We start from the raw sequence: 26,998 nt of genomic DNA on the forward strand, positions 1-26,998 counted from the left end.
TCATCCCACAATTCGTTCCATGGAAGCGCGTTGTATCGAACGGGGTGTCAGGCGATTGGAAAATGCAACGATCTTGTTCAAGAGCCCGGGAATCACGATCGCCTTGCCTTGTCCTAGTGCCCGCAGACCGCTTTCGGCGACAGGACGGGGCTTCATCGTCAGAAGGCGCAGAATGGGCGAAACGGGAGCGCCGGCCGCTGCATCGAAGCCCGTTTCGGTGTGCCCGGGGCAAAGACTGGTGACGACCACACCTTGCGGGCGAAGTTCATCGTGCAGAGCCTCTCCAAAAGCCAGCACATAGGACTTCGTCGCTGCGTAAGCGGCAAAGGTGGGAACAGGCTGGAGCGCCAGGAGACTCGCAATGAGAAGGATCTGGCCGGATCCCCGGGCTGCCATGTCTCGCCCGAAAACATAGCTCAGTTCGGTGAGCGCCGTGATGTTGAGCTGTATCATCTCGGTGGTACGCTCGATCGGCGTTTCCAGAAATTCGCCGTGCAACCCGTATCCGCATTGTTCACCAGAATGTCGATCTGCAGCGACCTCGCTTCCAGGCTGCTTTTCAAATGGTCAGCGGCTCCAGGCGCGGCAAGGTCGACTGGCTCGACGAGGATGTCGACGCCATGATTCCGGCGAAGTTCAGCGGCGAGCTTTTCCATCGGCTCGCGTCGCCGGGCTGCGAGCACCAGATTGACCTTCTGCGCCGCCAGCAGCTCGGCAAATTCGAGCCCGAGCCCGCTAGATGCGCCTGTGATCAGGGCCCGTTTTCGCGGGACGCCATGCTTTTCACCAGCGGAGATTTGCGTTCCCGTGTCATCAGCGTGTGGCATCTTTCTTCCTTTCAATTGAACGGGCGACATCGCGCGCGGATGCCATCATGTTTCTGCGCGATATGCCCCCGCGTGCTGTTGGACGAACTCCAGAACACCGAGCGGCGGCATTTTGGCGACCTGTTCGACGTCGGCGGTCAGCCGATCATAGCGGTTCTGCTGGATGAGAAGCGCCATCGTGGCCAAATGAGCGAGCACATGTCGGGTCAGCATGCCGCTGTCCTCCAGCGCCTTACGCCAGGGTTCCCAAGGCACGTCCACGTAAGTGATCGACCGCCCAAGCGCCTGGGAGAATTCCTCGGCAATGTCATGCATATCCTGCGAACGAAGGCCGGTCAGTTCATAGATTTTGCCGATGTGCTCGGCTGGTGCCTTCAGCACCGTCGCGATGACCCTCGCGACATCGTCACTTGCGATAGGCGAGATCTTGCCATTCCCGAAGGGGAGGCGAATTTGCTGATGTTGATGGATCGACTGCATGGAAAGGCGAAGGAAGAAGGTATCGAGGAACGCTGTCGGACGGATATGCACAACGGGCAGGCCGGACCAGTTCAGCGCCTGCTCCGCAAGCCAGTGCAGCTTCTGCTGCGGGCTGTCGGTGGTCGACGTGATACCCATCTGCGATACGGTCATTTGCGAGATGTTCACGAACGCACCAACTTGGTGATGTTTCGCGACGGCGGCCGCATTGATCGTTGCCTCAAGGTAGGACGGCGATACGCTCATTCCGAAGTAGACCCGGTCGCAGCCTTCAATCGCGCGATGCGCAGCTTGAAGATCGAGAAGGTCGCCAACCGCGATCTCCACTCCTCGTTCCGCCAGCTTGGCCGATCGCTCATCGGCCTTGCGGACCATCGCCCTTACCTTAAGTCCGCATTTCACCAGCTGCTCGCACACGGCGTAACCGACGGCGCCGGCAGCACCAGTGACCAAGATCGGGTTTGTCATTTCCTACTCCTTGCAGGTCGATGCCGAGCATGTCCCGGCAATTTCGCCTGAATTCAAATCTGACCACCTGCTTGCAGGCTTAGTTGGAACGCGTCGTCGGTATGGTCTTGACGAAGGCCAACATAATGCCCGCGAGACCCTGCGTTGTTAGCGCAACATGATATTCAGAAGGCGATCGACCGGTTTCCCGAACGGCGGGCGGAAAAGTTTGAGGGCGTTCCACCGGCCCTGGGCGTAGACGCCCTTGGCGTGGCTAAGACGCTTGAAGCCTTCGATGCCGTGATAGGCACCGATGCCGCTGGTGCCGATGCCGCCGAACGGTAGATCGTCCTGCGCGACATGCATAATGGTGCCGTTTATCATGGCGTTGCCCGACGTCGTGTTGTCCAGTACCTTGCGTCGGTCCGCGTCATTGCCGAAGTAGTAGAGCGCGAGTGGTCGGGGCCGGGCGTTCACATAGGCGATGGCGTCATCGATTCTGCCGTAGCTCAAGATCGGCAGGATGGGACCGAAGATCTCCTCGTGCGCGATCTTCATCTCGTCGGTGACGCCGAGCACGACGGTCGGCGCCAGGGTGTGAGGACGACGGGTTGCGTCGCCGGGCCGGTGTCCAACCTCAATGATCCGTGCGCCGTGGGCGCGAGCGTCGTTGATCAGGTCGGTCAGCATCGAATATTGCTGGTCGTTGACGATTGAAGTGTAGTCCGCGCTCGTCGGGCCATCGGGGTAGGCAGTCTTCACCAGCCTGTCGTAGCTCTCGACGAAGGTGCTGACCTCGGATTCGTGGACAAGGGCGTAGTCCGGGGCGATGCAGGTCTGCCCGCCACTGAGAAGCTTCCCGTATACGATCGCGGACACCGTGCGGTCACACACGCTACCCTTGGAGACAATGGTCGGGGACTTGCCGCCGAGTTCGAGAGTGACGGGGACGAGGTTTTTGCTAGCCGCCTCCATCACCGCTCGCCCCACGGCGGGGCTCCCGGTGAAGACGAGATGATCGAACGGCAGCGAAGAGAATGCGGAGCCGTCGCCATTGACAAGGGTGACCTGTTGTTCGGGGAAGATCTCGCGGAGCATCGAGGCTAACACCGCGTTCGTCGCCGGCGTTAGCTTCGAAGGTTTGAGCATCACGCGGTTTCCCGCTGCGATCGCGGTAACCACCGGCATCATCGACAGGTTGACGGGGTAGTTCCACGGCGAGATGACGCCGACCACGCCAACGGGCTGGTACTCGATCCAAGCCCTGCCGAATTGCATGAGGAGCGAAACATGGCGCCGCTCCGGCCGCATGAACCGGCGCAGGTTCTTGCGAAGATAGTCGATCCCGCCGACAACGCCGAAGATTTCCATGATCGCCGTCTCGTGCCGCGAACGATGGCCAAAGTCTGAATCGATCGCAGCCTCTATCGCGTCACGACGATCGATCAGGGCCTTCTTGAGTTTGGCGAGATCGGCGCGGCGATGGGCGAGTGACGGAGAACCGTCGCGCAGGAATGCGGCGCGCTGTGCATCGAGGAGCGCAGCGAGCTGCTCTGCATCGACGTTTTTTGTGATGGCATTCATGACGAACTCTATGTAGACAGAGGAAACATGACGCCTATCTATGCTCCAAAGTGAACGCTGTCAACATATGTTTACATGGGACACTTCAAATGCAGAAAACAACACCGGAACGGCCCTACCACCACGGCAACCTTCGCCGCTCGCTCATCGACACGGCCTTGGAGGTGATGCGGCAGGAGCGGAACTGGCAGTTCACATTGCGGGAAATCGCGCGACGCGCTGGCGTGAGCCACGCGGCGCCGTACAAGCACTTTCCCGACAAGGGTGCATTGCTCACCGCGCTGGCATTGATTGGGTTCGATCAGTTGCGCGCAGCATTGATTCAGGCGCAGTCGAACGCTGGAGGGGAGCCGCGCGAGGCGCTGTTGCCCATGGCGCGCGCCTATATCGATTTCGGCGTCGACAATCCCGCCCTTTATCGCCTGATGTTCGGCGCGGAGAGCGGCTACCAGTGCGACGTCCATCTCGGCGAGAGTGCGATCAGCGTGTTCAACACAGTCATGGATGTCCTGGCCCGCGGCCAGGCTGAAGGTGTATTCCGCCGACGGCCGGTTCGCGATTATGCAACGGCGTGCTGGTCGCTTCTTCACGGGATGACCATGCTGTCAATCGATGGCCTGCTAATGCCCGAAAAGGTTGGCTTGGAGCCGCTGAAGGCTGCATTTGGGTCACTTATGGAGGGGATCGCGAGCGAGGGAATGTGAAGCGCCCGATCTCCCGTCAACGCAAGGGCGTTCCGAAGAGTGCGGCGGCAAGCCAAACCGATAGAGGCAAGCTTGCCGGCCTGTTTGGTGGATTCCTGCCCTAAGCAGACATTCTGCTTCCGGTCCAAAAGGCGACAACCAGACATCTGCTCTGCAGTGACTGCTTCGGGCAGTTGGCGGACCGCTTGGTGCGTCTTCAATGGCTGAAGACGAGCGGCGGTGCGATGCGGTCCCGCCGCAGCCAGCGCGCGAGCAGCAGCACCGCCACCACGGCCAGACCCGACGCCAGGCCGATCCAAATGCCGACGCCGTGCAGGCCGAAATGGAAGGCGAGCAGCACGCCGAGCGGCAGGCCGATGCCCCAATAGCCGATGGCGGCATAGATCATCGGCAGCTTGGTGTCGTGCAGGCCGCGCAGCATGCCGGCGGCAACGGCCTGCGCGCCGTCGAAGATCTGAAACAGCGCGGCAAAGGCCAGGAACGACACGGCCAGCGCGATCACCCTGGCATTGGCCGGATCGGTCATGTCGATGAAGGCGCTGATCAACAGATGCGGCCACAGCACCATCACCAGCGCCATCAGCGCCATGGACGAGACGCCGATGACGAAGGCGGTCCAGCCAGCGCGCGAAACGCCTGCCGGATTGCCTGCGCCATGCGCCAGCCCGACACGCACGGTGACCGCCTGGTTGAGGCCGAGCGGCACCATGAAGGAGATCGAGGCGATCTGGATGGCGATGGCGTGCGCGGCGAGCGAATCCGCATCGATCAGGCCCATCAGCAGGGCTGCGGCGTTGAAGATCGTCACCTCGAAGGCGAGGATGCCGGCGATCGGCATGCCGAGCCGCAGCAGACCCTTGAAGCGCGGCCAGTCGGAGCGCCAGAAGCGGCCGAACAGGCGGTAGCGGCGGAACTTCTTCTCCAGCATCACCACGGCTGCCAGGCCGCAGAACATCAGCGTGCTCGACAGCGTGGTCGCCAGCCCCGAACCGGCAATGCCGATCGAGGTGACGCCGAGATTGCCAAACATGAACACCCAGTTGAAAAAGGCGTTGCAGGCAACGGCGACGAAAACGATGACCAACGCCCAGCCTGGCCGCTCCAGCGCCGAGATGAACGAGCGCAGCACGATATAGCCGTAGAAGGGCAGCACCGCCCATTCCAGCCAGCGCAGATAGATGCCGGCCTGATGTGCCAATGCCGGCTCCTGGCCCATGGCCAGCAGAATGGCCTCGCCATGCCACAGCACGATCCAGATCGGGATCGAGATCAGGATCGCCAGCCACAGCCCTTGGCGCACGGTGCGACGCAAATCGCGCACCGAATAGCGGCGGCGGCCAAGCTCGGTGGCGATCATCGGCGAGGTCGCCAGCATCAGGCCAAGGCCGAAGATCAGCGGCATGAAATAGAGGTTGGCGCCGAGCGCGCCGCTGGCCAGCGTATCCGCGCCCAGACGCCCCATCATCATGACGTCGGTGGCGGTCATCGCGGTCTGGCCGAGATTGGTCAGCACCATCGGCCAGGCCAGCGCCAGCGTCGCCCTGATTTCCTGACGCCAAAGATTTTCCGGCGCACGAGCGCCGGCTTCGATCGCAGACATTGTCCTGCTCTTTCCGGTTGCGGCGCGTCGGCAACGAGGCCGGAAGCCGCACTTCCAAACGGCAAAACCTTCGGTTTCGCAGCGTTTGCGTCGTTCTATTGGACGAAATGCGGCATGAAGGCAAGGGAGGACGGGCAGCCGGCGATTGAGCCAGAGGCGGGAACCCTCCTATCCGGCTGCCTTTGGATCAACCGATGCTTTCGCCGCCGTCGATCACCAGCGCCTGGCCGGTCATGAAGGATGAGCGGTCCGAGACGAGGAACAGGATCGCTTCGGCGATCTCTTCGGCGCTCGCCCAGCGCCCCATCGGGATCTTGGTGCGGACATAGGTCTCGATCGCCTCGCGTCCGCCCATCTGGGCGATGAACGGCTCGTTGAAAGGCGTGTCGACCCAGCCCGGGCAGAGCGCGTTGACGCGCACATTGTGGCGGGCATAGTCGAGCGACATCTGTCTGGTCATCGCCACCACCGCATGTTTGGACGTGGCATAGGCGATCATCTCGCGGTCGTAGAAGACGCCCGAATTCGAAGCCGTGTTGAGGATGACGCCGCCGCCTTGCGCGACCATCGCCGGCATGGCCAGCCGCGCGGCCAGGAACTGCGCCCGTACATTGATGCGCCAGGACGCATCCATGCCATCGACCTCGACCTCGGTCAGCGTGCCGCCGACCTGAATGCCGGCGTGGTTGTGCAGGATGTCGATGCGGCCATACTTGCCGAGCGTGCCTGTGATGAGCTGCCCGACCGCCGCGTCGTCAGAGACGTCGGTGACAATCGCCTCGGCCTGCCCGCCCACTGCCCGGATGTCCGCCGCTGTCGTCTCGCCGCTGGTCTTATCCCGGTCGGCGATGACCACCACAGCGCCTTCCCTGGCCATGATCATGGCGCCGGCTCGGCCGATGCCGGAACCGGCGCCCGTCACCACGGCGATGCGGTCTCTAAGGATCATGAATTTGTCTTTCAGCTGGATGGCTTGTTCAGTTTGACGGCTGGCGCTGGCGCAGCTGCCATTGGGCAAGCACCACCAGAAGAACCGAGGCGACGAGCACGATGGTGGCGATGGCGTTGATTTCCGGCGTCACGCCGCGCCGGATCGAGGCGAAGACATAGATCGGCAGCGTCGTCTGCGCGCCGGCGACGAAGAAGGCGACGATGAAATCGTCGAAGGAGAAGGTGAAGGCGAGCAGGAAGCCGGCGATCACCGCCGGCATGATCTGCGGCAGCACGATCGAGCGAAACGTCGTCAGCGGCGTGGCGTAGAGATCGCTCGAGGCCTCGACCAGGTTGCGGTCGAGGCTGGCGAGACGCGTGCCGACGATCATCGTCACCAACGCCATCGAAAACAGGCCGTGGGCGGCGATGATCGATCCATAGCCGAGCGACAGGCGCGGCGGCTGGTCGTTTGGCCAGATCGAGGCGAGGAACGGGTTGAGCACGCCAAACAGCTGGACCAGCGCGACAAGCGTCGAGATGCCGATGACGACGCCGGGAACGACGATCGCGGCACCCATCAGCGCGTCGAAGACGGCGCGGGTTCTGAGCCCGACCCGCGCCAGGCCGAGTGCCGCCGCCGTGCCGCACACCGCCGCCAGAAGGGCGCTGGTGGTGGCGATGAACAGGCTGTTCTTCAACGCCTCGACCAGGAACGGGTTCGACAGCGCCGTGCCGTACCACTGCACCGAAAAGCCGGTGAACTCGCTGGCATGGCGGCCGGCGTTGAAGGAAAACAGCACGACCAACGCGATCGGCAGATAGAGGAAGGCGAAGACGGCTGTGACGAAGGCGCGCATCAGATCAGATCCACCCTGCGGGCGCCCGACACCCGTGTCGAAATGCGGTTTGCCGCGATCAGCACCACCACCGAAACCGCCACCAGCGTGATGGCGATGGCCGATCCGAACGGCCAGTTGCGCGACTGCAGGAACAGGTCGACCAGCGCATTGCCGATGAAGAACACCTTGCCGCCGCCAAGCAGCGTCGGGATCAGGTATTCTCCGAGCAGCAGGATCATGACCAGTGAGAAGCCGGTCATGACGCCCGGCAGCGACAGCTTCAGCGTCACCCCCAGAAAGGTTGAGAGCGGGGTCGCGCCGAGATCGGCGGAGGCTTCCAGCAGCCTTCGGTCGAGCCGCTCGAGACTGACATAGATCGGCAGGATCATCAGCGGCAGATAGCCATAGACGATGCCGAGCAGCACGGCGCCCGGCGTGTTGATCAGCCTGACATCCTCGATACCGACAAAGGCCAGCAGCGCGGGAATGCCGCGTCCGCCCAGAATGTACATCCAGGCATAGGTACGCATCAAAAGGCTGGTCCAGAACGGAATGACGACGAGCGCAAGCAGGATCAGCCGCCAGCGTTGCGGCGCCTTCAGGGCAAGGTAGTAGGCGACGGGGTAGGCGACGAGCAGGCAGGCAAGCGCGCCCACCGGCGCCAGCATCATGGTGTTCCAGAAGGCAGTCGCCCGCGCCGGGAGGTTGGCATATTGCGCCAGCGTGAAGGCGGCCTGGTAGCCGCCCTCCGGCGCCCGCTCGCCGACGCTGAACACGGCAATGGCGACGAACGGCAACACCAGAAACACCACCAGCCACGCTGTAGCCGGAGCGAGCAGCAGCGCTGTCAGGATGTTATACCGAAATCTGTTGCCGTGCATGGAAACCGCCCCGATGCCGGCGGACATAGGCCCACCGGTTTCCGTTTGCGTCAGGCCGGCCTCAAGCCGACTTGAAGCGCGCCATCAGCTCGGCGCGGCCGGGATCGGTCAGCGTCGCCGCCGCACCGAATTCCAGCGGTGTCAACAGGTCGGCCGCCGGATAGAGGATCGGATTGTCCAGCACTTCCTTGGGCAGCAGCTTGTTGACGCGTGCGTCGGTCGACGGCGCGCCGTTGGCCAGATGCTCCTTCACCGCGACCTCAGGGGTCATCAGATAGTTGAGCAAGGCATAGCCGGCCGGCTTGTTCGGCGCGTCCTTCGGGATGGCGTAGAAATCGGTCCAGATTTCGCCGCCCTCCTTGCCCAGCACATAGGCGATCTCCGGGATATCGCGATGCAGCTGTGCGCCGTCATTCGTCCAGCACATGGTCATCCAGGCGTCGCCCGCCCGCATGCCCGGCTGGTAGTCGGACGAGACCGCGAACAGATGCGGCTTGACCTTGAGCAGCAGCTCCTCGGCCTTGGCGAGTTCGTCCTGCTTCAGCGAGTTGAAGGAATAGCCGTGATATTTCAGCGCGTTGCCGATTGTGGTCAGCTGGTAGTCGTGGACCATGGTGCGGCCATCGCCCTCGGCCATGGCGACGTCCCAGAATTCCTTCCAGCTGGTCATCGGCTTGGCCAGCTTCTTGGTGTTGACGGCAAAGCCCGTGGTGCCCCAGTTCTTCGGCACCGCGTAGGTCGTGCCGTCGATCGTGCCTTCCGAGGTGAAGCGCGGGTCCTCCTGGGAGCTGTCGAAATTCGGCAGCTTGGCCATGTCGAGCGGATCGATGATGCCGAGTTTCTTGTAGGTCGAGATCGTGTAGTTGGTCGGCACGAACAGGCTCCAGCCCGAGGCGCCGGCCTGCAGCTTGGCCAGCATCTCCTCATTGGAGCCGAACACGTTGACCTCGACGGCGACGCCGGTGTCCTTCTTGAAATTCTCGAAGGTCTGCGGGTCGTGATAGTTCGGCCAGGTGGCGATCGACATGCGGTCGCCGAGGTTTTCGGCGGCGAAGGCCGGCGTCGGCATGATGCCGAGCTCGCGCGCCATCACCGCGGTTGCGATGCCAAGGCCGGTGAGGCGGAGGAAGTCGCGGCGGCCGATCGAGCCGCGCTTCAGGCGCATCAGCTGGTCGACGAAGTTCTCAGGGCTAATCGGCAGTCCGTCACGATATGATTTCGACATTTTTTGCTACCCTCTGGTTGGTCCCGTTGTTCTTGGTCTCCGGAAACGCCAGCGGCGTCCCGGAGGCAAAGCCGATGGCGACGGGTTCACCCGGCTTGAAGAGGTTGCCATGGCCGATCACATGGTCGGCCTTGGCCAGCAGCGTTCCGATGCCCTGCACCTCGATGGCGTATTCCGCCGTCGAGCCCAAGAAGATCCGGTTGCGCACGATGCCCTTGAAAGGGCTGCCTTTGGTGGCGCCGAGGCTTAGCGATTCAGGACGCAGGCTGACAGAAACGGTCTCGCCCTGCTGCAAGGCGGTTCGTTTGCGCGCGGCAATGACGGTTCCGTCCGCCAGCGCCACATTGACAAGATCGCCTGTATGCCCGGCAACCTTGCCGCTCAACAGATTGGTCTTTCCGACGAAGTCGGCGACGAACAGGTCGGCCGGCTCGTCATAGATCTCGCTCGGCTGGCCGAGTTGTACGATGCGGCCGCCATTCATGACGCAGACGAAGTCGCTCATCGACAGCGCTTCCTCCTGGTCGTGGGTGACCAGCACGAAGGTGATGCCGATCTCGCGCTGCAGGTTCTGCAACTCGATCTGCATATCGGTGCGCAGTTTCTTGTCGAGTGCCGCCAGCGGCTCGTCGAGCAACAGCACCGCCGGCTTGTTGACCAGTGCGCGCGCCAGCGCGACGCGCTGCTGCTGGCCGCCGGAGAGTTCGTGGATCTTGCGGCGGCCATAGCCGGCGAGCCGCACCATTTCGAGCGCCTCGCCGGCGCGCCGGCCGATTTCCTGCGACGACAGGCGTGGCTGTGCCTGGCGCAGCCCGTAGGACACATTGGCTTCCACATCGAGGTGCGGAAACAGCGCGTATTGCTGGAACACCATGTTGACCGGCCGACGATAGGGTGGCGTTCCGGCCATGTCCCGGCCACGGATGAACACCTGGCCTTCGCTCGGCTGCTCGAAGCCGCCGATCATGCGCAGGCATGTGGTCTTGCCGCAGCCGGACGGTCCGAGAAGGGCGACAAAGGCGGAGGGCGGCACAGCCAGATCGATGCCGCTGACAGCGGTCACGGCGCCATAGCGCTTGGTGACGCCGCGAAACTCGATGTCGGGCACTGCGGTCAAAGTGCTGGCTCCAGCAACAGGGCTATTTCAGGACGCTACCAGAGCCAATGGCGGCTAGTATATACCTCGCTGGTGGTATATCTGATCTATTTTCTCGTTTAAGGGGGTATATTTTGAGCGCATCTCGCAGCGACGAATACAGCCGGCTCGCTGCCCTTGTCGCGGCAACGCGAGAGACCAGCGGCGACCTGTTCGGCCAGGCTATGGTCGATTGGTTGAGGCAGCATGTCAGCTTCGACCACTGCGTGATCTTCGGCTATCGCGGCGCTTCGCGGCCGCCGTTGCTGTTCGAAACCTTCTCGCCTGACGAGAGCCATGTCTTCGTCACGCTTTATCAGGAAGGGCCTTACCTGCTCGACCCGTTTCATCACGCGGCGGTGGAGCGCAAGGAGGGGTTCTGGCGCATGCGCGAACTGGCGCCCGACCGCTTCTATGCCAGCGAGTATTTTCGCACCTACTACAGTCAGACAAGGCTCGCCGAGGAGGTCGGCTTCTTCGTGCCATTGCCCGGCAAGGATGCGCTGGTGCTGTCGCTGATGCGATTGCAGGCCTCCGGCCCCTTCGGCACCGCCGATGCCAGGCTGCTGCGCGACATGGCGCCGGCGGTCATCAACTTCGCCCGGTTGCGCTGGCCCGCACTTGCGGCCGAGGAGCAGGACGAAGCGGAGCAGGGCGAGACGATCGCCGCCGTCAACGAGTTCGACCGCGCCCACATTTGGGAAAGCCTGTCGCTGACCCCGCGCGAAAAGCATGTCGTCGATCTGGTGCTGCAGGGGCATTCCACCGAGTCGATCGCGAGAGCCATGCGCATCGTGCCGGGAACGGTGAAGGTTCATCGCCGCAACATCCATCGCAAACTCGGCGTCAAATCCCAAGCCGGGCTGTTCGCCCGCTTCATTGAGATCATCGAGAGCCGGCGTTGAAATCGCTGAGGCAGACATCGTTCACTTGCGGGCAACAGACTGCTACGGATTACCCGAAACCAGTCGCTTCCTCATACGCCCCGGAGAGCAGACGATGGCATTCAGGCGCAGAAAGAACACGGCCGCGATCCCTCGCACGGTGCCGGCTTTCGAGCACATCGTCACCGAGGCGAGCGACAGTTTCCTGTGGCGGCTCGACGACTATCCCTGGGAGCGCAATGTCTGGAATTTTCATCCGGAATACGAGATCCATCTCCTGAGGAAGTCTTCCGGGGTCGCGCTGGTCGGCGATCACATCGGCGAATTCGGGCCGGGCTACCTGAGCATCGTCGGCGGCGGGCTGCCGCATGACTGGGTGACATCGGTGCAACCCGGCGAGCTGATCGAAGGACGCGACATCGTGCTGCAATTCGATCCGCAGCGGCTGCGCGGCTCGGCGGGACTGCTGCCGGAGCTGCGCGAACTAGAACCGTTCCTGGAGCGATCGCTGCGCGGCATCGTCTTCCATGGCCGCGCCGCGCTCGACGGCGCTGCGCTGATGGAAAGGATGGGCACCGTGCACGGGCTCGCCCGGTTTTGCCTCTTCCTCGAACTGGTCGATCTGCTGGCCAGGACAGACGAATACGAGCTTTTGTCCTCGCCGGATTTCTCACCCGCGCTCGACGCAACCTCGCTGGACATCATCCAGCGCACGCTGACCTATCTCTTCCAGCACTTCGCCGAGGACCTGAAGCTGCCGGAGGCGGCGGAGCTGGCGGGGATGAGCGAAAGCACGTTTTCGCGCTTCTTCCAGAAAAACACCGGCAACAGTTTCAGCGACCACATCGCCAAGCTCCGGCTCTGGCAAGCCTGCAAGCTGCTGGCGGACACCGATATTCCGATCACCGACATCTGCTTCCAGGTCGGCTACATGAACATCGCCAACTTCAACCGCGCCTTCCTGCGCAAGCACCGGATGACGCCAACATCTTACCGCAAGCTGTCGAAGCAGCGGATGACGATGCGCGCCTGAAAACCGGCCTTCCTCACTCCATCGGTACTCATGTGACAGAGGCTGTGCAGGCGGGCCGGATTTTGCAGCGCACAATGCATAAAAGTACAGGTCTGCTGCAACGGGGCTTCTAGCGCGGCCTTTAGCAACTCCTCATTTTGGCGATGGGCGGCTTGTCGCTCGGGCGATGGCGAGGATCGCGCAACCGAAGACTTCCGCTTCCTGCGACTGTTCCTGGAGGAGTAAATCAATGAAACCAATTCGGCTCGCTGCGAGCATAAGCGCAGCTTTCATGCTTACCACGACCCTCTCGACCATGGCGCTGGCGGCGCCGGTCTGCTCGGCGCCGGTCAAGGTGCTGGCGCAACCGCGTGACGGGCTGACGCTGCTGGAAGCGTCCAAGGACGAGTTCCAGAAACTGGCCGGCGCCAGCTTCCAGATCGACTATCTCAACGAGAACGACCGCCGGGCAAAGTCGCGCGCCGATGCGTCCACGGTCGGCAACTACAACGTCTACTATGTCGACGAAGCCAATGTCGCGCTGTTCGCCTCGTCGAAATGGATCGTGCCGCTCACCGACTATTACCCGGCTGACTACGACTACGCCGATTTCGACCCGGGCCGGCAGAAGGTCGCCACCTATGACGGCAAGGTGTGGTTCGCGCCGCTGACCGGCGGCGGCGACCTGATGGTCTACCGCAAGGACATTCTGGAAGCCGCCGGCATCCAGCCGCCGAAGACGCTGGACGAGTTGATCGCCGACGTGCCGAAGCTGACCGATCCCGACAAGGGCATGTACGGCATCGCGCTGCGCGGCGCGCGTGGCTCGGGCGCCAATGTCTGGCGCTGGATGCCGTTCTTCAAGGCCTATGGCGGAAAATGGTTCGACGGTGACAAGCCGGCTTTCAACTCCGAGGCCGCGGTCAAAGCGACCGAGACCTATCTTAAACTGTTCAAGGATTCAGCGCCCGGCACGCAGACCGGCAGCTGGGATGAATCGACCGGCGCCTTCCTGTCGGGCCAGGTTGCCATCTTGGTCGAATCGACGCCACTGTCGGGCATGGCGGTCGACCCGAAGACCTCGCAAGTGGTCGGCAAGATCGGCTTCCTGCCGCCGCCCTCGCCACTGACCGGCGGCGGCTACGGCCACGGCCTCGCCATCGCCGCCAAGGCCAATGCCGATGACGCCGCGAAGCAATGCGCCGGCCTGTTCATCGCCTGGGCGACGTCGAAAGAGAACGAGAAGCGCCGGCTCGACGCGCACCAATTCGGCGAGCTCAACCGCACCAGCGTGCTGTCCAGCAAGGAGTTCGCCGACATCTATGGCGCCGATCTCGGCCAGGCGCTTGCCGATACCGGCAAGGTGACGGCGGTGAACTTCTGGCAGGATCCGCGCTGGCCGGATCTCGGCGACCGCTGGGGCATCATCCTGGAAGAGCTGGTCACCGGCACGCGCACCGACGTCAAGGGCGGCCTCGACGAACTCGAGGCCTACGCCAACGAGCTGGTGAAGAAGAAGTAATCCTCCCGCCCGCGGCGCGCGGTCCACGGCATTCGACCGGATGCCGGGACCTGTGCGCCGCGGGTCTCTCCAAAAGGGCACAGCCCGAGGATAGGCAATGCGCCGACGCTCTTCCCTGCCCGTGACGTTTCTGGTTCCGACGCTCGCCATTCTTCTGGTGCTGTCGATGGTGCCGACGCTGTACGCCATCGTCATTGCGCTGCAGAACCGCGAGCTGAGCTCGTCGGACTATTCCTGGGTCTGGCTGTCGAACTTCATCGACCTGTTCGCCGACCGGCGTTTCCTCAACGCGGTCTGGGTTTCGGTGAAGTGGGAAATCGTCACCGTGGTGGCGACGATGATGGTGGCGATCGGGCTCGGCGTGCTGATGTTCGAAGTAGCGTCGCCGCGGCTGCGCAACATCTACTGCCTGCTGTTCATCATCCCGGTGCTGTTGCCGCGTGTCTCGGCGGCCTTCGTGTGGAAGTTTGCCTATCATCCGCTCTACGGCATCGCCACCTATCCCTACAGGCTGATCACCGGCGGGCTGATCTTCGACCCGCTGTCGAAGCCGTCGACGGCCCTGTTTGCCGTCGCCTCGGTCGATGTCTGGCAGTGGGGACTGTTCTTCGCGGTCATCGTGCTGAAGCTTCTGGAGACCTTGCCGCCGCAGCCGATCGAAGCGGCGCGGCTCGACCACGCCCAACGCTGGCAGATCCATGCCTATGTGACCTTGCCTATGCTGAAGGCGCCGCTGATCAGCCTGATGTTCGTCAAGATGATCGAATCGCTGCGCTCCTTCGACCTGATTTATGTGATGACGCGCGGCGGGCCGGGCGTGGCGACCGAGACGCTCGACATGTACGCCTTCTCGCAAGGCTTCATCGAATCCGGCAAGGTGTCCTATGCCTCGGCCATGGCGGTGCTGATGATGATCGCGACTGTCATCACCTTCACCATGCTGTGGAAGCGGGTGCAGGCATGAGGCCGTATCGCATGAGACCGGGCCGCCTTATCGGCAAGATCATCCTGGCCTTCGCCGGCTTCATGGCGGTGTTTCCGCTCGCCTGGACGGCGGTCAATTCGCTGAAGAACAATGTCGACATCATCACCCGCGTGCCGCGCCTGGTGTTTACCCCGACCTTCGACAATATCAGCTACATCATCGGCCGCGACAGCGTAATGACCGGTCTCTATAACTCGGTCATTTCCTGCGGCGTCGCCGTGCTGATCGGCGTCATGCTCGGCCTTCCGGCAGCCTATGCGGTGGCGCGCTATCCCAATCGCTTCGCTGGCGACATCCAGTTCTTCGTGTTGTCGCTGCGCTTCCTGCCCCCGGTGGCAGTCGCCATTCCGCTGATGGTGATCTGGCTGCAGATCGGGCTCTACGACACCTTGCCGGCGCTGATCGTCACCTATTCGCTGCTCACCATCTCGGTGATCATGTGGCTCGCCATTCCCGCCTTCCAGGCCGTGCCGAAGGAAATCGAGGAAGCCGCTTTCGTCGACGGCTACGGCGCTTACTCGGTGTTCTGGCGCATTGCGCTGCCGGTAGCGGCGCGCTCGCTGATCGGCGCCGTCGCCTTCAGCTTCGTGCTGGTGTGGAACGAATTCCTGATCGCGCTGATGCTGTCCAGTTCCAACGCCAAGACATTGCCGATCGTCGCTTCCGAACTTTCACAGCAAGGCATGAACGTGCCGTGGGGAATCCTCAACGCCTCGGTCGTGCTGTTGTCGCTACCGCCGCTGCTGTTCCTCGGCGTGCTCAGCGGCTTCCTGAATTCCGTTTTCCGGCAAAAAAAGACTTGATGCGAGGACTTACCTATGCGGGCACTGGTGCTTGAGAAAAAAGGCGAACTGTCGCTGCGCGAGATCGCGCTGCCGCTCGACGTCGGACCGGGCGATGTCAAGATCGCCATCCACACGGTCGGCGTCTGCGGCAGCGACGTGCACTATTACACCCATGGCGCCATCGGCAGCTATGTCGTGCGGGCCCCGATGGTGCTCGGCCACGAAGCCGCGGGAACGATCGTCGAGATCGGCGCCAATGTCGGCACGCTGAAGGTCGGCGACCGCGTCTGCATGGAGCCGGGCGTGCCGAACCTGTCGTCGCGCGCGACCAGGCTCGGCATCTACAATGTCGACCCTGACGTCTCCTTCTGGGCGACGCCGCCTGTGCATGGCGTGCTGGCGCCCTATGCCGTGCACCCGGCCGCCTTCACCTACAGACTGCCGGACAATGTCACCTTCGCCGAAGGCGCGATGGTCGAACCCTTTGCCATCGGCATGCAGGCGGCGCGCCGCGCCCGCATCGTGCCTGGCGACGTCGCCGTCGTCGTCGGCTGCGGCCCGATCGGCATCATGATCGCGCTGGCGGCGCTGGCCGGCGGCTGCTCGAAGGTGCTGATCTCCGATTTTTCCGCACCCAAGCTCAAGATTGCCGCGCAATATCCCGGCATCGTGCCGGTCAATATAGGTGAGCAATCGCTGGTCGACGCAGTCTCCGCCGCGACCGACAATTGGGGCGCGGATATCGTGTTCGAGGCGAGCGGCAGCCCGAAGGCATTCTCCGACCTGTTCGATGTCGTGCGGCCGGGCGGCGCGGTGGTGCTGGTCGGACTGCCGGTCGAACCGGTCAGCCTCAACGTTCCGGCGGCGATCTCCAAGGAAGTGCGCATCGAGACGGTGTTCCGTTACGCCAACATCTTCGACCGCGCGCTGCAGCTGATCGCCTCGGGGAAGGTCGACCTCAAGCCGCTGATCACCGGCACTTATGATTTCTCGGACAGCATCGAGGCCTTCGAGCGGGCGGCGCAAGGCAAGCCGCAAGACGTCAAGCTGCAAATCCTTCTTACCGGCGAGAAGGGCTGACCATGTCCGCGATCGTTTGCTCCCATGTCGACAAGGCTTACGGCGCCACTACCGTCATCCGAGACCTCAATCTCTCGATCGAGGAGCACGAATTCGTCGTATTCCTCGGCCCGTCCGGCTGCGGCAAGTCGACCTTGCTCAGGATGCTGGCCGGACTGGAGGATATCAGCGGCGGGGAAGTGTCGATCGGCGGCAAAGTGGTCAACGATCTCGAGCCCGGCGAGCGCGGCATTGCCATGGTTTTCCAGAACTATGCGCTCTACCCGCATATGACGATCTTCGACAATATCGCCTTTGGGCTCAAGCGACAGAAAGTGCCCCCGGCCGAGATCCGGAAGCGGGTCGAGGCGGTGGCAACGACGCTCGGCCTCGAACCTTACCTCGCCCGCAAGCCGACCGAACTTTCCGGCGGCCAGCAGCAGCGCGTGGCGATTGCGCGCGCCATGATCAAGACGCCGAAAGTGTTCCTGTTCGACGAGCCGCTGTCGAATCTCGACGCCAAACTTCGCAACCATATGCGGGTCGAAATCGCCCGCCTGCACCAGTCGCTGAAGACCACTACCGTCTATGTCACCCACGACCAGCTCGAAGCGATGACGCTGGCCGACCGGATAGTGCTGCTCAGGGATGGCGTCATCGAACAGATCGGCTCGCCGGCCGAGATCTATCGCCAGCCGGGCAATCTGTTCGTCGCCGGCTTCATCGGTACGCCGAACATGAATTTCATCGACGTGGCCGTCGGGCGGAAGGACGAACGCTGGACGCTGACAGGCGGCGGCTCGACCTTCTTCATAGAAGGCCTGGGCTTCGATCTGCGCGGCGTCCATCGCGCCGTGCTTGGAATCCGACCGCCGGACCTGAAGACCGCCGGTGCTCAGAGCATCAATCTTCTGCAAGGCACCGCCGACCTCATCGAGTTCCACGGCAATGACGCGCTGGTGACGTTCGCCTGCGGCGGCAAGGAGGTCGGCGCGTTGGTATCGGCCCGCGAATGCCCGGCGTTGCGCGCGCCTGTGCGCTACACATTCGAGGAGGAGAGCGTGCATCTGTTCGACGCGGCGACCGGCGCATCCTTGCGCCGGCGAGAGGAGGCCTAGATTTGGTACGCAATTCCGGACGGAAAACCGTTTCGCGCTTTTCCTGGAATTGCTCTAGTTGATGGCGTCGAGCGCCTGCCGCTGGCGGTGCATTTCGAGGAAGATCCTGTAGTCGCGGTCGAAGCGGCCTGACGCGGTCGGGTTCGAGGTGCGCGCCCTGCCGCCTTGCTGCATGGCGACGCAGGCGGCATTCAGGTCCGGGAACAGGCCAGCGGCAGTGGCGGCGACCATGCCGGTGCCGAGCAGAACGGCTTCGTCGGCCAGCGGCTCGATCACCGCGCAGCCGGTGGCGTCGGCATAGAGCTCCATCAGCAACGGGTTCTTGGTGTGGCCGCCGGTGACATGCAGCGTGTCTATGAGATAGCCGTTCTCGTTCAGCGCCTCCAGCACATGGCGCACGCCGAGCGCGATGCCGACGGCGGTGCGCCAATACAGCTTGCACAGACTGTCGAAGGAGGAATCCAGCGTCAGCCCGCTGACCACACCGACCGCATGCGGATCGGCAAGCGGCGAGCGGTTGCCATGGAAATCCGGCAGCACATGCAGCCTTGCCGCCAGCTTGTCACCTTCGGTGCTGCGCAGTTCGGCGACGCGCCTGGCGATTTTTGCATGCATGGCCGCGTCCGGCTCGCCGCCGGCGCCGTGCCAGCGGATGATATGGTCGAGCAGCGCACCGGTCGCCGACTGGCCGCCTTCCGACAGCCAGAGTTTTGGCAGTGCGGCGCCATAGTATGGACCCCAGACGCCGGCGAAAGGCTGCGGGTCGGGCGACATCGCCATGACGCAGGACGAGGTGCCGGCGATCAATGCCAGATGGCGGCCGATATTCTGCTCGTCGCCAGCAAAGCCGCCGAGCACGCCAAGCGCGCCGGCATAGGCATCGATGACGCCGGCGCCGACCCGACAGTTTTCGCTCAAGCCCAACTCCGCCGCCGCTTCAGGGGTGAGCGTGCCGATGTCTGCGCCGACAGCACTTGCCTTCTCCGGCAGGCTGCCGTGTTCGAACAGATCGCCAAGCCCGACCCTGTCGAAGAAGTCACGGCGCCAGCCGGTTTCCTCATGCGCCAGATAGGTCCATTTGGCGGTCAGCGTGCATTGCGAGCGCGCCAGCGACCCGGTCGCCTTCCAGGTCAGGAAATCGGTGAGGTCGAATAGGTAGCCGGCTTCATGCCAAGTTCCCGGCAGATTGCGCTTCAGCCACATCAGCTTCGGCGTCGCCATTTCCGGCGACATGACGCCACCGATATAGTCGAGTACGGCGTGGCCGCTATCGGTGCATTCATCTGCCTCGGCGATGGCGCGATGGTCGAGCCAGACGATGGTGTCCCAGCGCCGTTCGCCCGTCACCGAGACGCTGAGCTGGCCGGCATTCCTGTCCAGCACCACCAGCGAGCAGGTGGCGTCGAACGACATGCCGACAATATCGTCGGCTGACACACCGGCCTTTTCGCGCGCGGCACGCACCGCGATGCACACAGCCGACCAGATATCCTGCGAATTGTGCTCGGCGTGATCGGCCTGCGGCTGGTTCATGACGATCGGATGCTCGGCGCGGCCGAGCAAGGTGCCTGACGTGTCGAGAATGCCCGCGCGGGCGCTCCCGGTGCCGACATCGACCGCGCAAACGAAGCTTTTCGTCAAGATGCTTTTACTCTCGCTCCCTAGAGCCGGATGATTTCAGGTCTGTTCGACCTGAAATCTGAATCCGTCTCTAAATCAAAGAAGTAGAGCATGATGTCGTCCGAAAACCGCTTCACACTTTTCGGCATCATGCTCTAGCCTGCAATCAGATCGGGCAATTGCAGCATGTCCGCGAATATAAAGTCCGGTTCACTCGACGCAAGCCGCGCTTTCAAGGCCGGGTTGCCGGCGTGCGAACCGCCGGTGAAAGCAAAGACGCGCATACCGGCCGCACGCGCCGCCGCGATGCCGGCAGGGCTGTCCTCGATTACGATGCAATTACCGGGATGCGCGCGCATAGCAGCGGCGGCATGGAGAAAAAGATCCGGCGCCGGCTTGCCGCGCGCGACCATGGCAGCGCTGAACAGATGGGGCTCGAGCAGGCCGAGCAGGCCGGTAACGTCGAGCGCATAGCGAATGCGGTCGAGCGTGCCGGAGGAAGCGACGCAGCAGGGCACGCCCAGCTTCGGCAGGATGTCGCTGATGCCGGGAATCGGCTTCAGCTCCTCGCGGAATTTGCGCATCAGCTCGACGCGCATATCGGTCAGGTGCACGTCGGTGATGTCGATGGTGAAATCGCGAAGAAGTATCTCGCGCACGCTCTTCATGCTCTTGCCGAGGAAATGCTCGTAGGCCGCATCCTCGCTGACCGAGCCCCCGGCGGCAGAGATCATGCCGAGCAGAGCCGAAACCGACAGCGCCTCGCTGTCGACCAGCACGCCGTCACAGTCGAAGATGACCAGTTCGGGCGTCATTGCGGCTGGCGTCAGAGCTTGCCGGAGATGTAGCGCGTCAGCGTCGCGCGCGTGCCATTCGCCCACAAGACGTTGAGCGCATGGGCAAAGGCCTCGGCGAACGCCGCCGAGCGGCCGACATCGCCATAGATGTCCTCCATCGCAAGCCAGGCGCCGGGCGCATCCTTCGCCGCCTTGGCGGTTGCCTGCAGCCGGTCCCAGCTGGGATCGTTGGCTTCGATGTCGGCGCCGCTGTCGGTGGTGCCGAAGCAATAGCGGCACCACAGCGCCGATTCCAGCGCGAGACCCGCAACGCTCTTCCCGGCTTTCAGCCGGTCGGCGATGGTCGGGATGATGAATTTCGGCTGCCGGTTGGAACCGTCGAGGCAAAGCCGGCGGATGGTGTCGCCGATCTTCGGGTTGGAAAAGCGGTGCTCGATGAGCTGGTAATAATCCTCCAGCACGGTGTCCGGCACCGGCGGCACGGTCGGGATGATCTCGTCATGCTCGAGCTTGGCGAGGAAGCCGCGCACCAGCGGCTCCTGCATCGCCTCATGGACGAAATGGATGTCCATCAACCCTGCGGGATAAGCGATCGTGGCATGACCGCCATTGAGGATGCGGATCTTCATCAGCTCATAGGGCGCGACATCCCTCACGAATTGCACACCGACCTTTTCCAGCGGCGGGCGGCCGTCGGTGAAACGGTCTTCCAGCACCCATTGCTTGAACGGCTCGCAGAACACCGGCCAGTTGTCCTCGAGGCCGAACTCGGTGGCGAGAATGCCGCGCTCGCGGTCGGAGGTGGCGGGGGTGATGCGGTCGACCATGCCGTTGGGAAAGGCGACATTGTCGCTGACCCAGTTTGCCAGATCCTCGTCGATCAGCCGGGCGAGGCCGATGACGCCATCCGAGGTGACATGGCCATTGTGAGGGATGTTGTCGCAGGACATGACGGTGAACGGCACGATGCCGTCGGCCCGGCGGCGCATCAGCCCGGCCAGGATGAGGCCGAACACCGTCTTCGGCGTCGTACCTGCCTGCGCGTCGGCAACGATATCAGGATGGGTCGGGTTGAACTTTCCCGAGGCCGGATCGATGAAATACCCGCCTTCGGTGATGGTCAGCGAGACGATCTTGATCGCCGGATCGGCGAGCTGGTCGATGATCGCATCCGCATCGCCGGGCGTCAGGAAATCGATCATGACGCCGGTGACGCGGGCGCTCATATGGTCGGAATCCTGCTCGACCACGGTGGTCAGCCAGTCCTGCTCCTGCAGCTTGGAACGACCGATTTTTTCGCCCTCGAAGACCCCGGCGCCGACCAGCGCCCAGTCATGGCCGATGCCTGCATTGAAGAGATCGTCGAGGTAGACCGCCTGATGCGACCGATGGAAATTGCCGACGCCGAAATGGACGATACCGGGTTTGAGCCTGGAGCGATCATATCTGGGACCGGCGACCTTGGCGGGGAGTTCCGAGAGGATCGAGGAGGAGAGTTTCACGGTCATTTTTCTACCCTTTTGGCCGGGCTGCGGCCTTCGTGATCCCGGCCCATCAACTCATCCATTGGCCGCCATCGACATTGTAGGTCTGGGCGACGATGTATTCGGCGTCGTCGCTGGCCAGGAAGACCGCCATGCCGGTCAGGTCCTCCGGCTTGCCCATGCGGCCATAGGGCACGCCCTCACCGACCAGCCGCCTCTTCTCGCCTTTCGGCCGGTTCTCATATTTGGCGAACAGCGCATCGACCTCATCCCACATATCGCTGTCGACGACGCCGGGCGCGATGCCATTGACGTTGATGCGGTGCTTGATCAGATCGAGCCCGGCGGACTGGGTCAGCGAAATCACCGCGGCCTTGGTGGCGCAATAGACGGCGACCAGCGGCTCGCCGCGGCGTCCTGCCTGGCTGGCGATGTTGATGATCTTGCCGCCCTTGCCCCTTGCGATCATCGAACGCGCCGCTGCCTGCAGCATGAACAAGGTGCCGGCGACGTTGACGGAGAACAATTTGTCGTAGCTTGCTTTGGTGATCTCGACGATCGGCGCCAGGTCGAACAAAGCAGCGTTGTTGATCAGTATGTCGAGGCCGCCGGTCTTTGTTTCGACCGCATTGACCGCCGCCTGGATCGAAGCGAGGTCGCTGACGTCGAGCCTGACCGGATAGGCGTTGGCGCCAATCTCGGCGACCGTCTTTTCGGCAGCCGCCAGATTGATATCGGCAATGGCCACCGTGGCGCCCTCGCGGGTGTAGGCTTCGGCAAAAGCCCTGCCGATGCCGCGCGCGGATCCGGTGATCAGCGCCGATTTGCCTTTCAGTCTCACTGCGTCAGCGCCTTTCCATCGGGGCCGAAGCGATGCATGCGGACCTTGTCCGGCGTCAAATAGATGGTGTCGCCGTGGCGTACGGCCAGTTCGCCATCGGCGCGTACCGTCAGCGGACCGACGCCGTCGGCCTGGACATGCAGGAAGGTGTCGGAGCCCAGATGCTCGGCGACGCCGACGAGGGCTTTCCAGTCACCCGCTGTGGTCGATATCCCCATATGCTCAGGACGAATGCCGATGGTCTTGGCGTTGTATTTGGCCGCCGGCGCACCTTCGATCAGGTTCATTTTCGGCGAACCGATGAAGCCCGCCACGAATAGGTTCTTCGGCGACTTGTAGAGTTCCATCGGCGAGCCGACCTGTTCGATGTTGCCGGCGTTGAGCACGACGATCTTGTCGGCCATGGTCATGGCTTCGATCTGGTCGTGGGTGACGTAGACCATCGTCGTCTTGAGCTGATGGTGGAGCTCGCTGATTTCGAGCCGCATGGTGCCGCGCAGTGCGGCATCGAGGTTGGACAGCGGCTCGTCGAACAGGAAGGCCGAGGGCTGGCGCACGATGGCGCGGCCGATGGCGACGCGTTGCCGCTGGCCGCCGGAGAGCTGGCCGGGCCGGCGTTCGAGATAGTTGGTGAGGTTGAGGACCCGGGCTGCGTCCTTCACCTTCTTGTCGATCGTCGCCACATCCTCGCCCGCCATCTTCAGCGGGAAGCCGATGTTCTTGGCCACCGTCATATGCGGATAGAGCGCATAGGACTGGAATACCATGGCCAGCTTGCGCTTGGCCGGCGCCTCGCCGGTGACGTCACGGCCATCGATGTTGATGGTGCCCCCGCTGGTGTCCTCGAGCCCGGCAATGAGGCGCAGCAACGTGGACTTGCCGCAACCCGACGGCCCGACGAAGACGACGAACTCGCCATTCTCGATGACGAGGTCGAGGCCTGGAATGATGACCGTCGATCCGAAATGCTTGGAGACGTTCTTGAGCGTGATGTTTCCCATGGTTTCCTCCCCGAGGGGTTATTTGGCCGGATTGCTTCAGGCAACGTCCGTTATTTTACCGCGCCGAATGTCAGGCCGCGCACCAGCTGCTTCTGGCTGAACCAGCCCATGATCAGGATGGGGGCGATGGCCAGCGTCGAGGCCGCCGAAAGCTTGGCCCAGAACAGGCCTTGCGGGCTCGAGAACGAACTGATGAAGGCCGTCAGCGGCGCCGCCTCGGTGGTGGTCAGGCGGATGGTCCAGAAGGCTTCGTTCCACGCCAGGATGATGTTGAGCAGCATGGTCGATGCGATGCCCGGCACGGCCATGGGGGTCAGCACATAGACGATCTCGCCCCACAAGGTGGCGCCGTCCATGCGTGCCGCTTCCAGGATCTCGCCGGGGATTTCGCGGAAGTAGGTGTAGAGCATCCAGATCACGATGGGCAGGTTGATCAGCATCAGCATGATCATCAGGCCGATGCGGCTGTCGAGCAGTCCGGCATCGCGGAAGATGAGGTAGATCGGGAACAGCACGGCAACCGCCGGCATCATCTTGGTCGAGAGCATCCACATCAGGATGTCCTTGGTCCACTTGCCCGGCGAGAAGGCCATCGACCAGGCGGCCGGAACCGCGACTATCAGGGCCAGGATGGTCGAGCCGACCGAGAGCAGCACCGAGTTGAAGAAGAACTTGAAGTAGCCGCTCTGCGCCTGGACCTCGGTATAGCTCTCGAACGTCCCCGACGGGATCAGCGCGAAGCCCTGGATGGCCTCCTGCTCCGACTTGAACGAGGTGATGATCGTGTAGAGGATCGGGAAGAAGATCAGCAGCGCGACGATCCAGGCGGCGCCTGTCGCAATGACCTTGTGTTGGGTGGTGACTGCACGTGCCATCGTATCCTCCCTTACTTGTCCAGGTTCTTGCCCACCGCGCGCATGGCGAAGAAGGCGACGATGTTGGCGAGAATGACGGCGATGACACCGCCGGCCGATGCCTGGCCGATTTTGAACTCCAGCAATGCCTTCTGGTAGACGAGGAAGGGCAGGTTGGTGGAGGCATAGCCGGGTCCGCCATTGGTGGTGACCAGGATCTCGGCATAGACCGACAGCAGGAAGATGGTCTGGATCAGGATGACGACGGTGATGGCGCGCGACATGTGCGGCAGCGTCAGATAGATGAAGCGGCTGACGAAGCCGGCGCCGTCCATCTCGGCGGCTTCCTTCTGCTCGCCGTCGAGCGACTGCAATGCGGTCAGCAGGATCAGCGTGGCGAAGGGAAGCCATTGCCAGGCGACGATGATGATGATGGCCAGCATCGGATGCTGCCCGAACCAGTCGATCGGTTGAGCCCCGAAGAAGCGCGCAATGTCGGCAAAGACGCCGTATTGCGGGTGCATGATCATGTTCTTCCAGACAAGTGCAGCCACCGGCGGCATGACGAAGAACGGAGAGATGACGAGGATGCGGACGATCCCCTGTCCCCACATCGGCTGATCGATCAACAGCGCCAGCATGATGCCTCCGATGACGGTGATCAGCAGCACGCTGCCCACCAGGACCAGCGTGTTGAGGATCGACTGCAGGAATGCCGGGTTGGAATAGAACAGCGAGTAATTCGAGAACCAGACAAACCCGTCGCGGATCGGATTGAGCGGATTGTACTGCTGGAAGGAGAACCAGATCGTGAGTGCCAGCGGCACGATCATCCAGACGAACAGCAGCACCACGGATGGCGCCAACATAAAGCGGGCAAGCGAACGGGTCTGCTGAGTAGCCATGACGGTCACCCTTCACTAGTCGGACTGAATTTTCACAGCGGGGAAAAAGCGGCCGCCCGAACTGGGACTCGGGCGGCCATCGCCGGTCAGGAGGCGACCGGCGTTCGGCACCGGGAGGAGCCTTACTTGATATAACCGCCTTCGGTCATGGTCGCCGTGGCGGCGTCCTGCGCCTGCTTGAGCGCGTCGTCTACGCTGGTCTGGCCGGCGAGCGCCGCCGAGAACAGCTGGCCAACGGTTGTGCCGAGGCCCTGGAACTCAGGAATGGCGACGAACTGCACACCGACATAGGGCACCGGCTTGACCGTCGGATGCGCCGGATCGGCGGCATTGATCGAGTCCAGCGTCATCTTGGCGAACGGGGCCGCCTTCTGGTACTCGGGATTGGCGTAGAGCGAGGAACGCGTTCCCGGAGGAACGTTGGCCCAGCCTTCCTTGGAAGCGACCAGTTCCGCATAGTGCTTGCTGGTCGCCCATGAGACGAACTTCTGGGCGGATTCCGCCTTCTGCGTGCCTGCGGGGATCGCCAGCGACCATGCCCAGAGCCAGTTGGCGCGCTTGCCGAGGCCATTGTCCGGCGCCAAAGCATAACCGACCTTGTCGGCCACCTTCGAGGCCTTCGGATCCGAGACGAAGGACGCCGCCACGGTGGCGTCGATCCACATGCCGCACTTGCCCTGCTGGAACAGAGCCAGATTCTCGTTGAAGCCGTTGGACGAAGCGCCTTCCGGACCGTCGGCCTTCATCAGGTCGACATAGAACTGCAGTGTGTTCTTCCATTCCGGCTGGTCGAACTGCGGCTTCCAGTTCTCGTCGAACCAGCGGGCGCCAAACGAGTTGGACATGGCCGTCAGGAACGCCGTGTTCTCGCCCCAGCCGGCCTTGCCGCGCAGGCATACGCCGTTCACGCCATTGGCGCGGTCGGTCATCTTGTCGGCCGCCTGCTTGATGAAGTCCCAGGTCGGGGCGTCGGGCATCTTCAGCCCCGCCTTCTCGATCAGGTCCTTGCGGTACATGACGAAGGAGCTTTCGCCGTAGAAGGGCGCTGCATAGAGCTTGCCGTCGACCGACAGGCCGCCGGCGATGGCCGGGATGATGTCCTTGGCGTCATAGTCGTCGCCGAGCTTGTCGAGCGGCAACAGCCAGTTCTGCTTGGCCCAGATCGGAACTTCGTAGGTGCCGATGGTCATGACGTCGTACTGACCGCCCTTGGTTGCGATGTCGGTGGTGACGCGCTCGCGCAGCACGTTCTCTTCGAGCGTGACCCAGTTCAGCTGGATGTCGGGGTTCGCCTTGGTGAAGTCGTCCGTCAGCTTCTGCATGCGGACCATGTCGCCATTGTTGACCGTGGCGATGGTGATGGATTCGGCGTGTGCGGCAAAAGCGAAAGCGCTGGCCGACAACAAGCCCAAAGTGAGCGTGCGCAGTTTCATCAAATTCCTCCCATGAACCAAGATGAGCATTTGCCTTGGTAAT

24 protein-coding genes and 1 pseudogene are annotated in these 26,998 nt (G+C 62.8%); 8 read left to right on the plus strand and 17 right to left on the minus strand.

The window, feature by feature from the left end:
• The 3 genes and pseudogenes from X751_RS01000000164155 to X751_RS139700 form a co-directional block, all read right to left on the minus strand.
• Positions 1-827, minus strand: a pseudogene (locus X751_RS01000000164155) (SDR family oxidoreductase).
• Positions 828-872: 45 nt separating this feature from the next.
• The gene (locus tag X751_RS139705; protein WP_023745855.1) at positions 873-1,775 is read right to left on the minus strand and encodes an NAD(P)H-binding protein; all 903 of its coding nucleotides are present in this window, start codon (positions 1,773-1,775) and stop codon (positions 873-875) included.
• Between the two features lie 147 nt (positions 1,776-1,922).
• Positions 1,923-3,338, minus strand: a complete 1,416-nt coding sequence (locus X751_RS139700) for a coniferyl aldehyde dehydrogenase (RefSeq protein WP_023745856.1) — start codon at positions 3,336-3,338, stop codon at positions 1,923-1,925.
• Positions 3,339-3,427: 89 nt separating this feature from the next.
• On the opposite strand from X751_RS139700, the gene X751_RS139695 reads away from it, so the two are divergent.
• Entirely contained in the window at positions 3,428-4,042 is a 615-nt protein-coding gene (locus X751_RS139695) for a TetR/AcrR family transcriptional regulator (RefSeq protein WP_023745857.1), read from the plus strand.
• Positions 4,043-4,238: 196 nt separating this feature from the next.
• Here X751_RS139695 and X751_RS139690 read toward each other — a convergent pair whose 3' ends face one another.
• The 6 genes from X751_RS139690 to X751_RS139665 all read right to left on the minus strand — a co-directional run bounded on the left by X751_RS139690 (position 4,239) and on the right by X751_RS139665 (position 10,637).
• Positions 4,239-5,642, minus strand: coding sequence for an MATE family efflux transporter (locus tag X751_RS139690; RefSeq protein ID WP_023745858.1), 1,404 nt, complete (start codon positions 5,640-5,642; stop codon positions 4,239-4,241).
• A 187-nt stretch (positions 5,643-5,829) separates the two neighbouring features.
• Entirely contained in the window at positions 5,830-6,591 is a 762-nt protein-coding gene (locus tag X751_RS139685; RefSeq protein ID WP_023745859.1) for a glucose 1-dehydrogenase, read from the minus strand.
• Positions 6,592-6,619: 28 nt separating this feature from the next.
• Entirely contained in the window at positions 6,620-7,432 is an 813-nt protein-coding gene (locus X751_RS139680; RefSeq protein ID WP_023671267.1) for an ABC transporter permease, read from the minus strand.
• On the minus strand, positions 7,432-8,322 hold the full coding sequence (locus tag X751_RS139675; protein WP_196813865.1) for an ABC transporter permease: 891 nt from the start codon (positions 8,320-8,322) through the stop codon (positions 7,432-7,434). Before X751_RS139675 ends, X751_RS139680 begins: the two co-directional genes overlap by 1 nt.
• Positions 8,323-8,356: 34 nt before the next feature.
• On the minus strand, positions 8,357-9,520 hold the full coding sequence (locus tag X751_RS139670; RefSeq protein ID WP_023711362.1) for a spermidine/putrescine ABC transporter substrate-binding protein: 1,164 nt from the start codon (positions 9,518-9,520) through the stop codon (positions 8,357-8,359).
• Positions 9,501-10,637 carry an ABC transporter ATP-binding protein gene (locus X751_RS139665; RefSeq protein ID WP_023745860.1) on the minus strand — a complete coding sequence of 379 codons (1,137 nt, stop codon included), beginning with the start codon at positions 10,635-10,637 and terminating at the stop codon, positions 9,501-9,503. The genes X751_RS139670 and X751_RS139665 overlap by 20 nt, the downstream gene beginning before the upstream one ends.
• Positions 10,638-10,750: 113 nt before the next feature.
• Here X751_RS139665 and X751_RS139660 point away from each other — a divergent pair, with 113 nt between their 5' ends.
• From X751_RS139660 to ugpC, 7 genes are all read left to right on the plus strand, one after another.
• Positions 10,751-11,560: a LuxR C-terminal-related transcriptional regulator gene (locus X751_RS139660; protein WP_023745861.1), complete on the plus strand. Its 810-nt coding sequence runs from the start codon at positions 10,751-10,753 to the stop codon at positions 11,558-11,560.
• A 94-nt stretch (positions 11,561-11,654) separates the two neighbouring features.
• Positions 11,655-12,572 carry an AraC family transcriptional regulator gene (locus X751_RS139655; protein WP_023745862.1) on the plus strand — a complete coding sequence of 306 codons (918 nt, stop codon included), beginning with the start codon at positions 11,655-11,657 and terminating at the stop codon, positions 12,570-12,572.
• 229 nt (positions 12,573-12,801) lie between these two features.
• On the plus strand, positions 12,802-14,073 hold the full coding sequence (locus X751_RS139650; protein ID WP_023693095.1) for a sugar ABC transporter substrate-binding protein: 1,272 nt from the start codon (positions 12,802-12,804) through the stop codon (positions 14,071-14,073).
• A 97-nt stretch (positions 14,074-14,170) separates the two neighbouring features.
• Entirely contained in the window at positions 14,171-15,037 is an 867-nt protein-coding gene (locus X751_RS139645; RefSeq protein ID WP_023745863.1) for a sugar ABC transporter permease, read from the plus strand.
• 11 nt (positions 15,038-15,048) lie between these two features.
• Positions 15,049-15,861, plus strand: coding sequence for a carbohydrate ABC transporter permease (locus X751_RS139640; protein ID WP_023671259.1), 813 nt, complete (start codon positions 15,049-15,051; stop codon positions 15,859-15,861).
• A 15-nt stretch (positions 15,862-15,876) separates the two neighbouring features.
• A complete protein-coding gene (locus X751_RS139635; RefSeq protein WP_023700456.1) occupies positions 15,877-16,923 on the plus strand; it encodes an NAD(P)-dependent alcohol dehydrogenase in 1,047 nt (348 codons plus the stop codon).
• Positions 16,924-16,925: 2 nt separating this feature from the next.
• Positions 16,926-18,020, plus strand: coding sequence for a sn-glycerol-3-phosphate ABC transporter ATP-binding protein UgpC (gene ugpC, locus X751_RS139630; protein ID WP_023700457.1), 1,095 nt, complete (start codon positions 16,926-16,928; stop codon positions 18,018-18,020).
• A 54-nt stretch (positions 18,021-18,074) separates the two neighbouring features.
• Here the strand turns inward: ugpC and X751_RS139625 are convergent, their stop codons facing one another.
• From X751_RS139625 to X751_RS139590, 8 genes are all read right to left on the minus strand, one after another.
• On the minus strand, positions 18,075-19,661 hold the full coding sequence (locus X751_RS139625; protein WP_023700458.1) for an FGGY-family carbohydrate kinase: 1,587 nt from the start codon (positions 19,659-19,661) through the stop codon (positions 18,075-18,077).
• Positions 19,662-19,795: 134 nt separating this feature from the next.
• Entirely contained in the window at positions 19,796-20,455 is a 660-nt protein-coding gene (locus X751_RS139620) for an HAD family hydrolase (RefSeq protein ID WP_023745864.1), read from the minus strand.
• Positions 20,456-20,466: 11 nt separating this feature from the next.
• A complete protein-coding gene (locus X751_RS139615) occupies positions 20,467-21,945 on the minus strand; it encodes a mannitol dehydrogenase family protein (RefSeq protein WP_023689169.1) in 1,479 nt (492 codons plus the stop codon).
• A gap of 46 nt (positions 21,946-21,991) precedes the next feature.
• Positions 21,992-22,762: an L-iditol 2-dehydrogenase gene (locus X751_RS139610; protein ID WP_023745865.1), complete on the minus strand. Its 771-nt coding sequence runs from the start codon at positions 22,760-22,762 to the stop codon at positions 21,992-21,994.
• Positions 22,759-23,763 carry an ABC transporter ATP-binding protein gene (locus X751_RS139605; RefSeq protein WP_023689168.1) on the minus strand — a complete coding sequence of 335 codons (1,005 nt, stop codon included), beginning with the start codon at positions 23,761-23,763 and terminating at the stop codon, positions 22,759-22,761. Before X751_RS139605 ends, X751_RS139610 begins: the two co-directional genes overlap by 4 nt.
• A gap of 50 nt (positions 23,764-23,813) precedes the next feature.
• Complete coding sequence (locus tag X751_RS139600) at positions 23,814-24,638, minus strand: carbohydrate ABC transporter permease (protein WP_023671250.1); 825 nt, start codon at positions 24,636-24,638, stop codon at positions 23,814-23,816.
• A gap of 11 nt (positions 24,639-24,649) precedes the next feature.
• On the minus strand, positions 24,650-25,522 hold the full coding sequence (locus X751_RS139595; protein ID WP_023671249.1) for a sugar ABC transporter permease: 873 nt from the start codon (positions 25,520-25,522) through the stop codon (positions 24,650-24,652).
• 122 nt (positions 25,523-25,644) lie between these two features.
• Positions 25,645-26,955, minus strand: coding sequence for a sugar ABC transporter substrate-binding protein (locus tag X751_RS139590; protein WP_023745866.1), 1,311 nt, complete (start codon positions 26,953-26,955; stop codon positions 25,645-25,647).
• Between the last annotated feature and the right edge of the window lie 43 nt (positions 26,956-26,998).

Origin of the sequence: Mesorhizobium sp. LNJC394B00 (assembly GCF_000502555.1) — a bacterium.
Classification (GTDB): domain Bacteria; phylum Pseudomonadota; class Alphaproteobacteria; order Rhizobiales; family Rhizobiaceae; genus Mesorhizobium.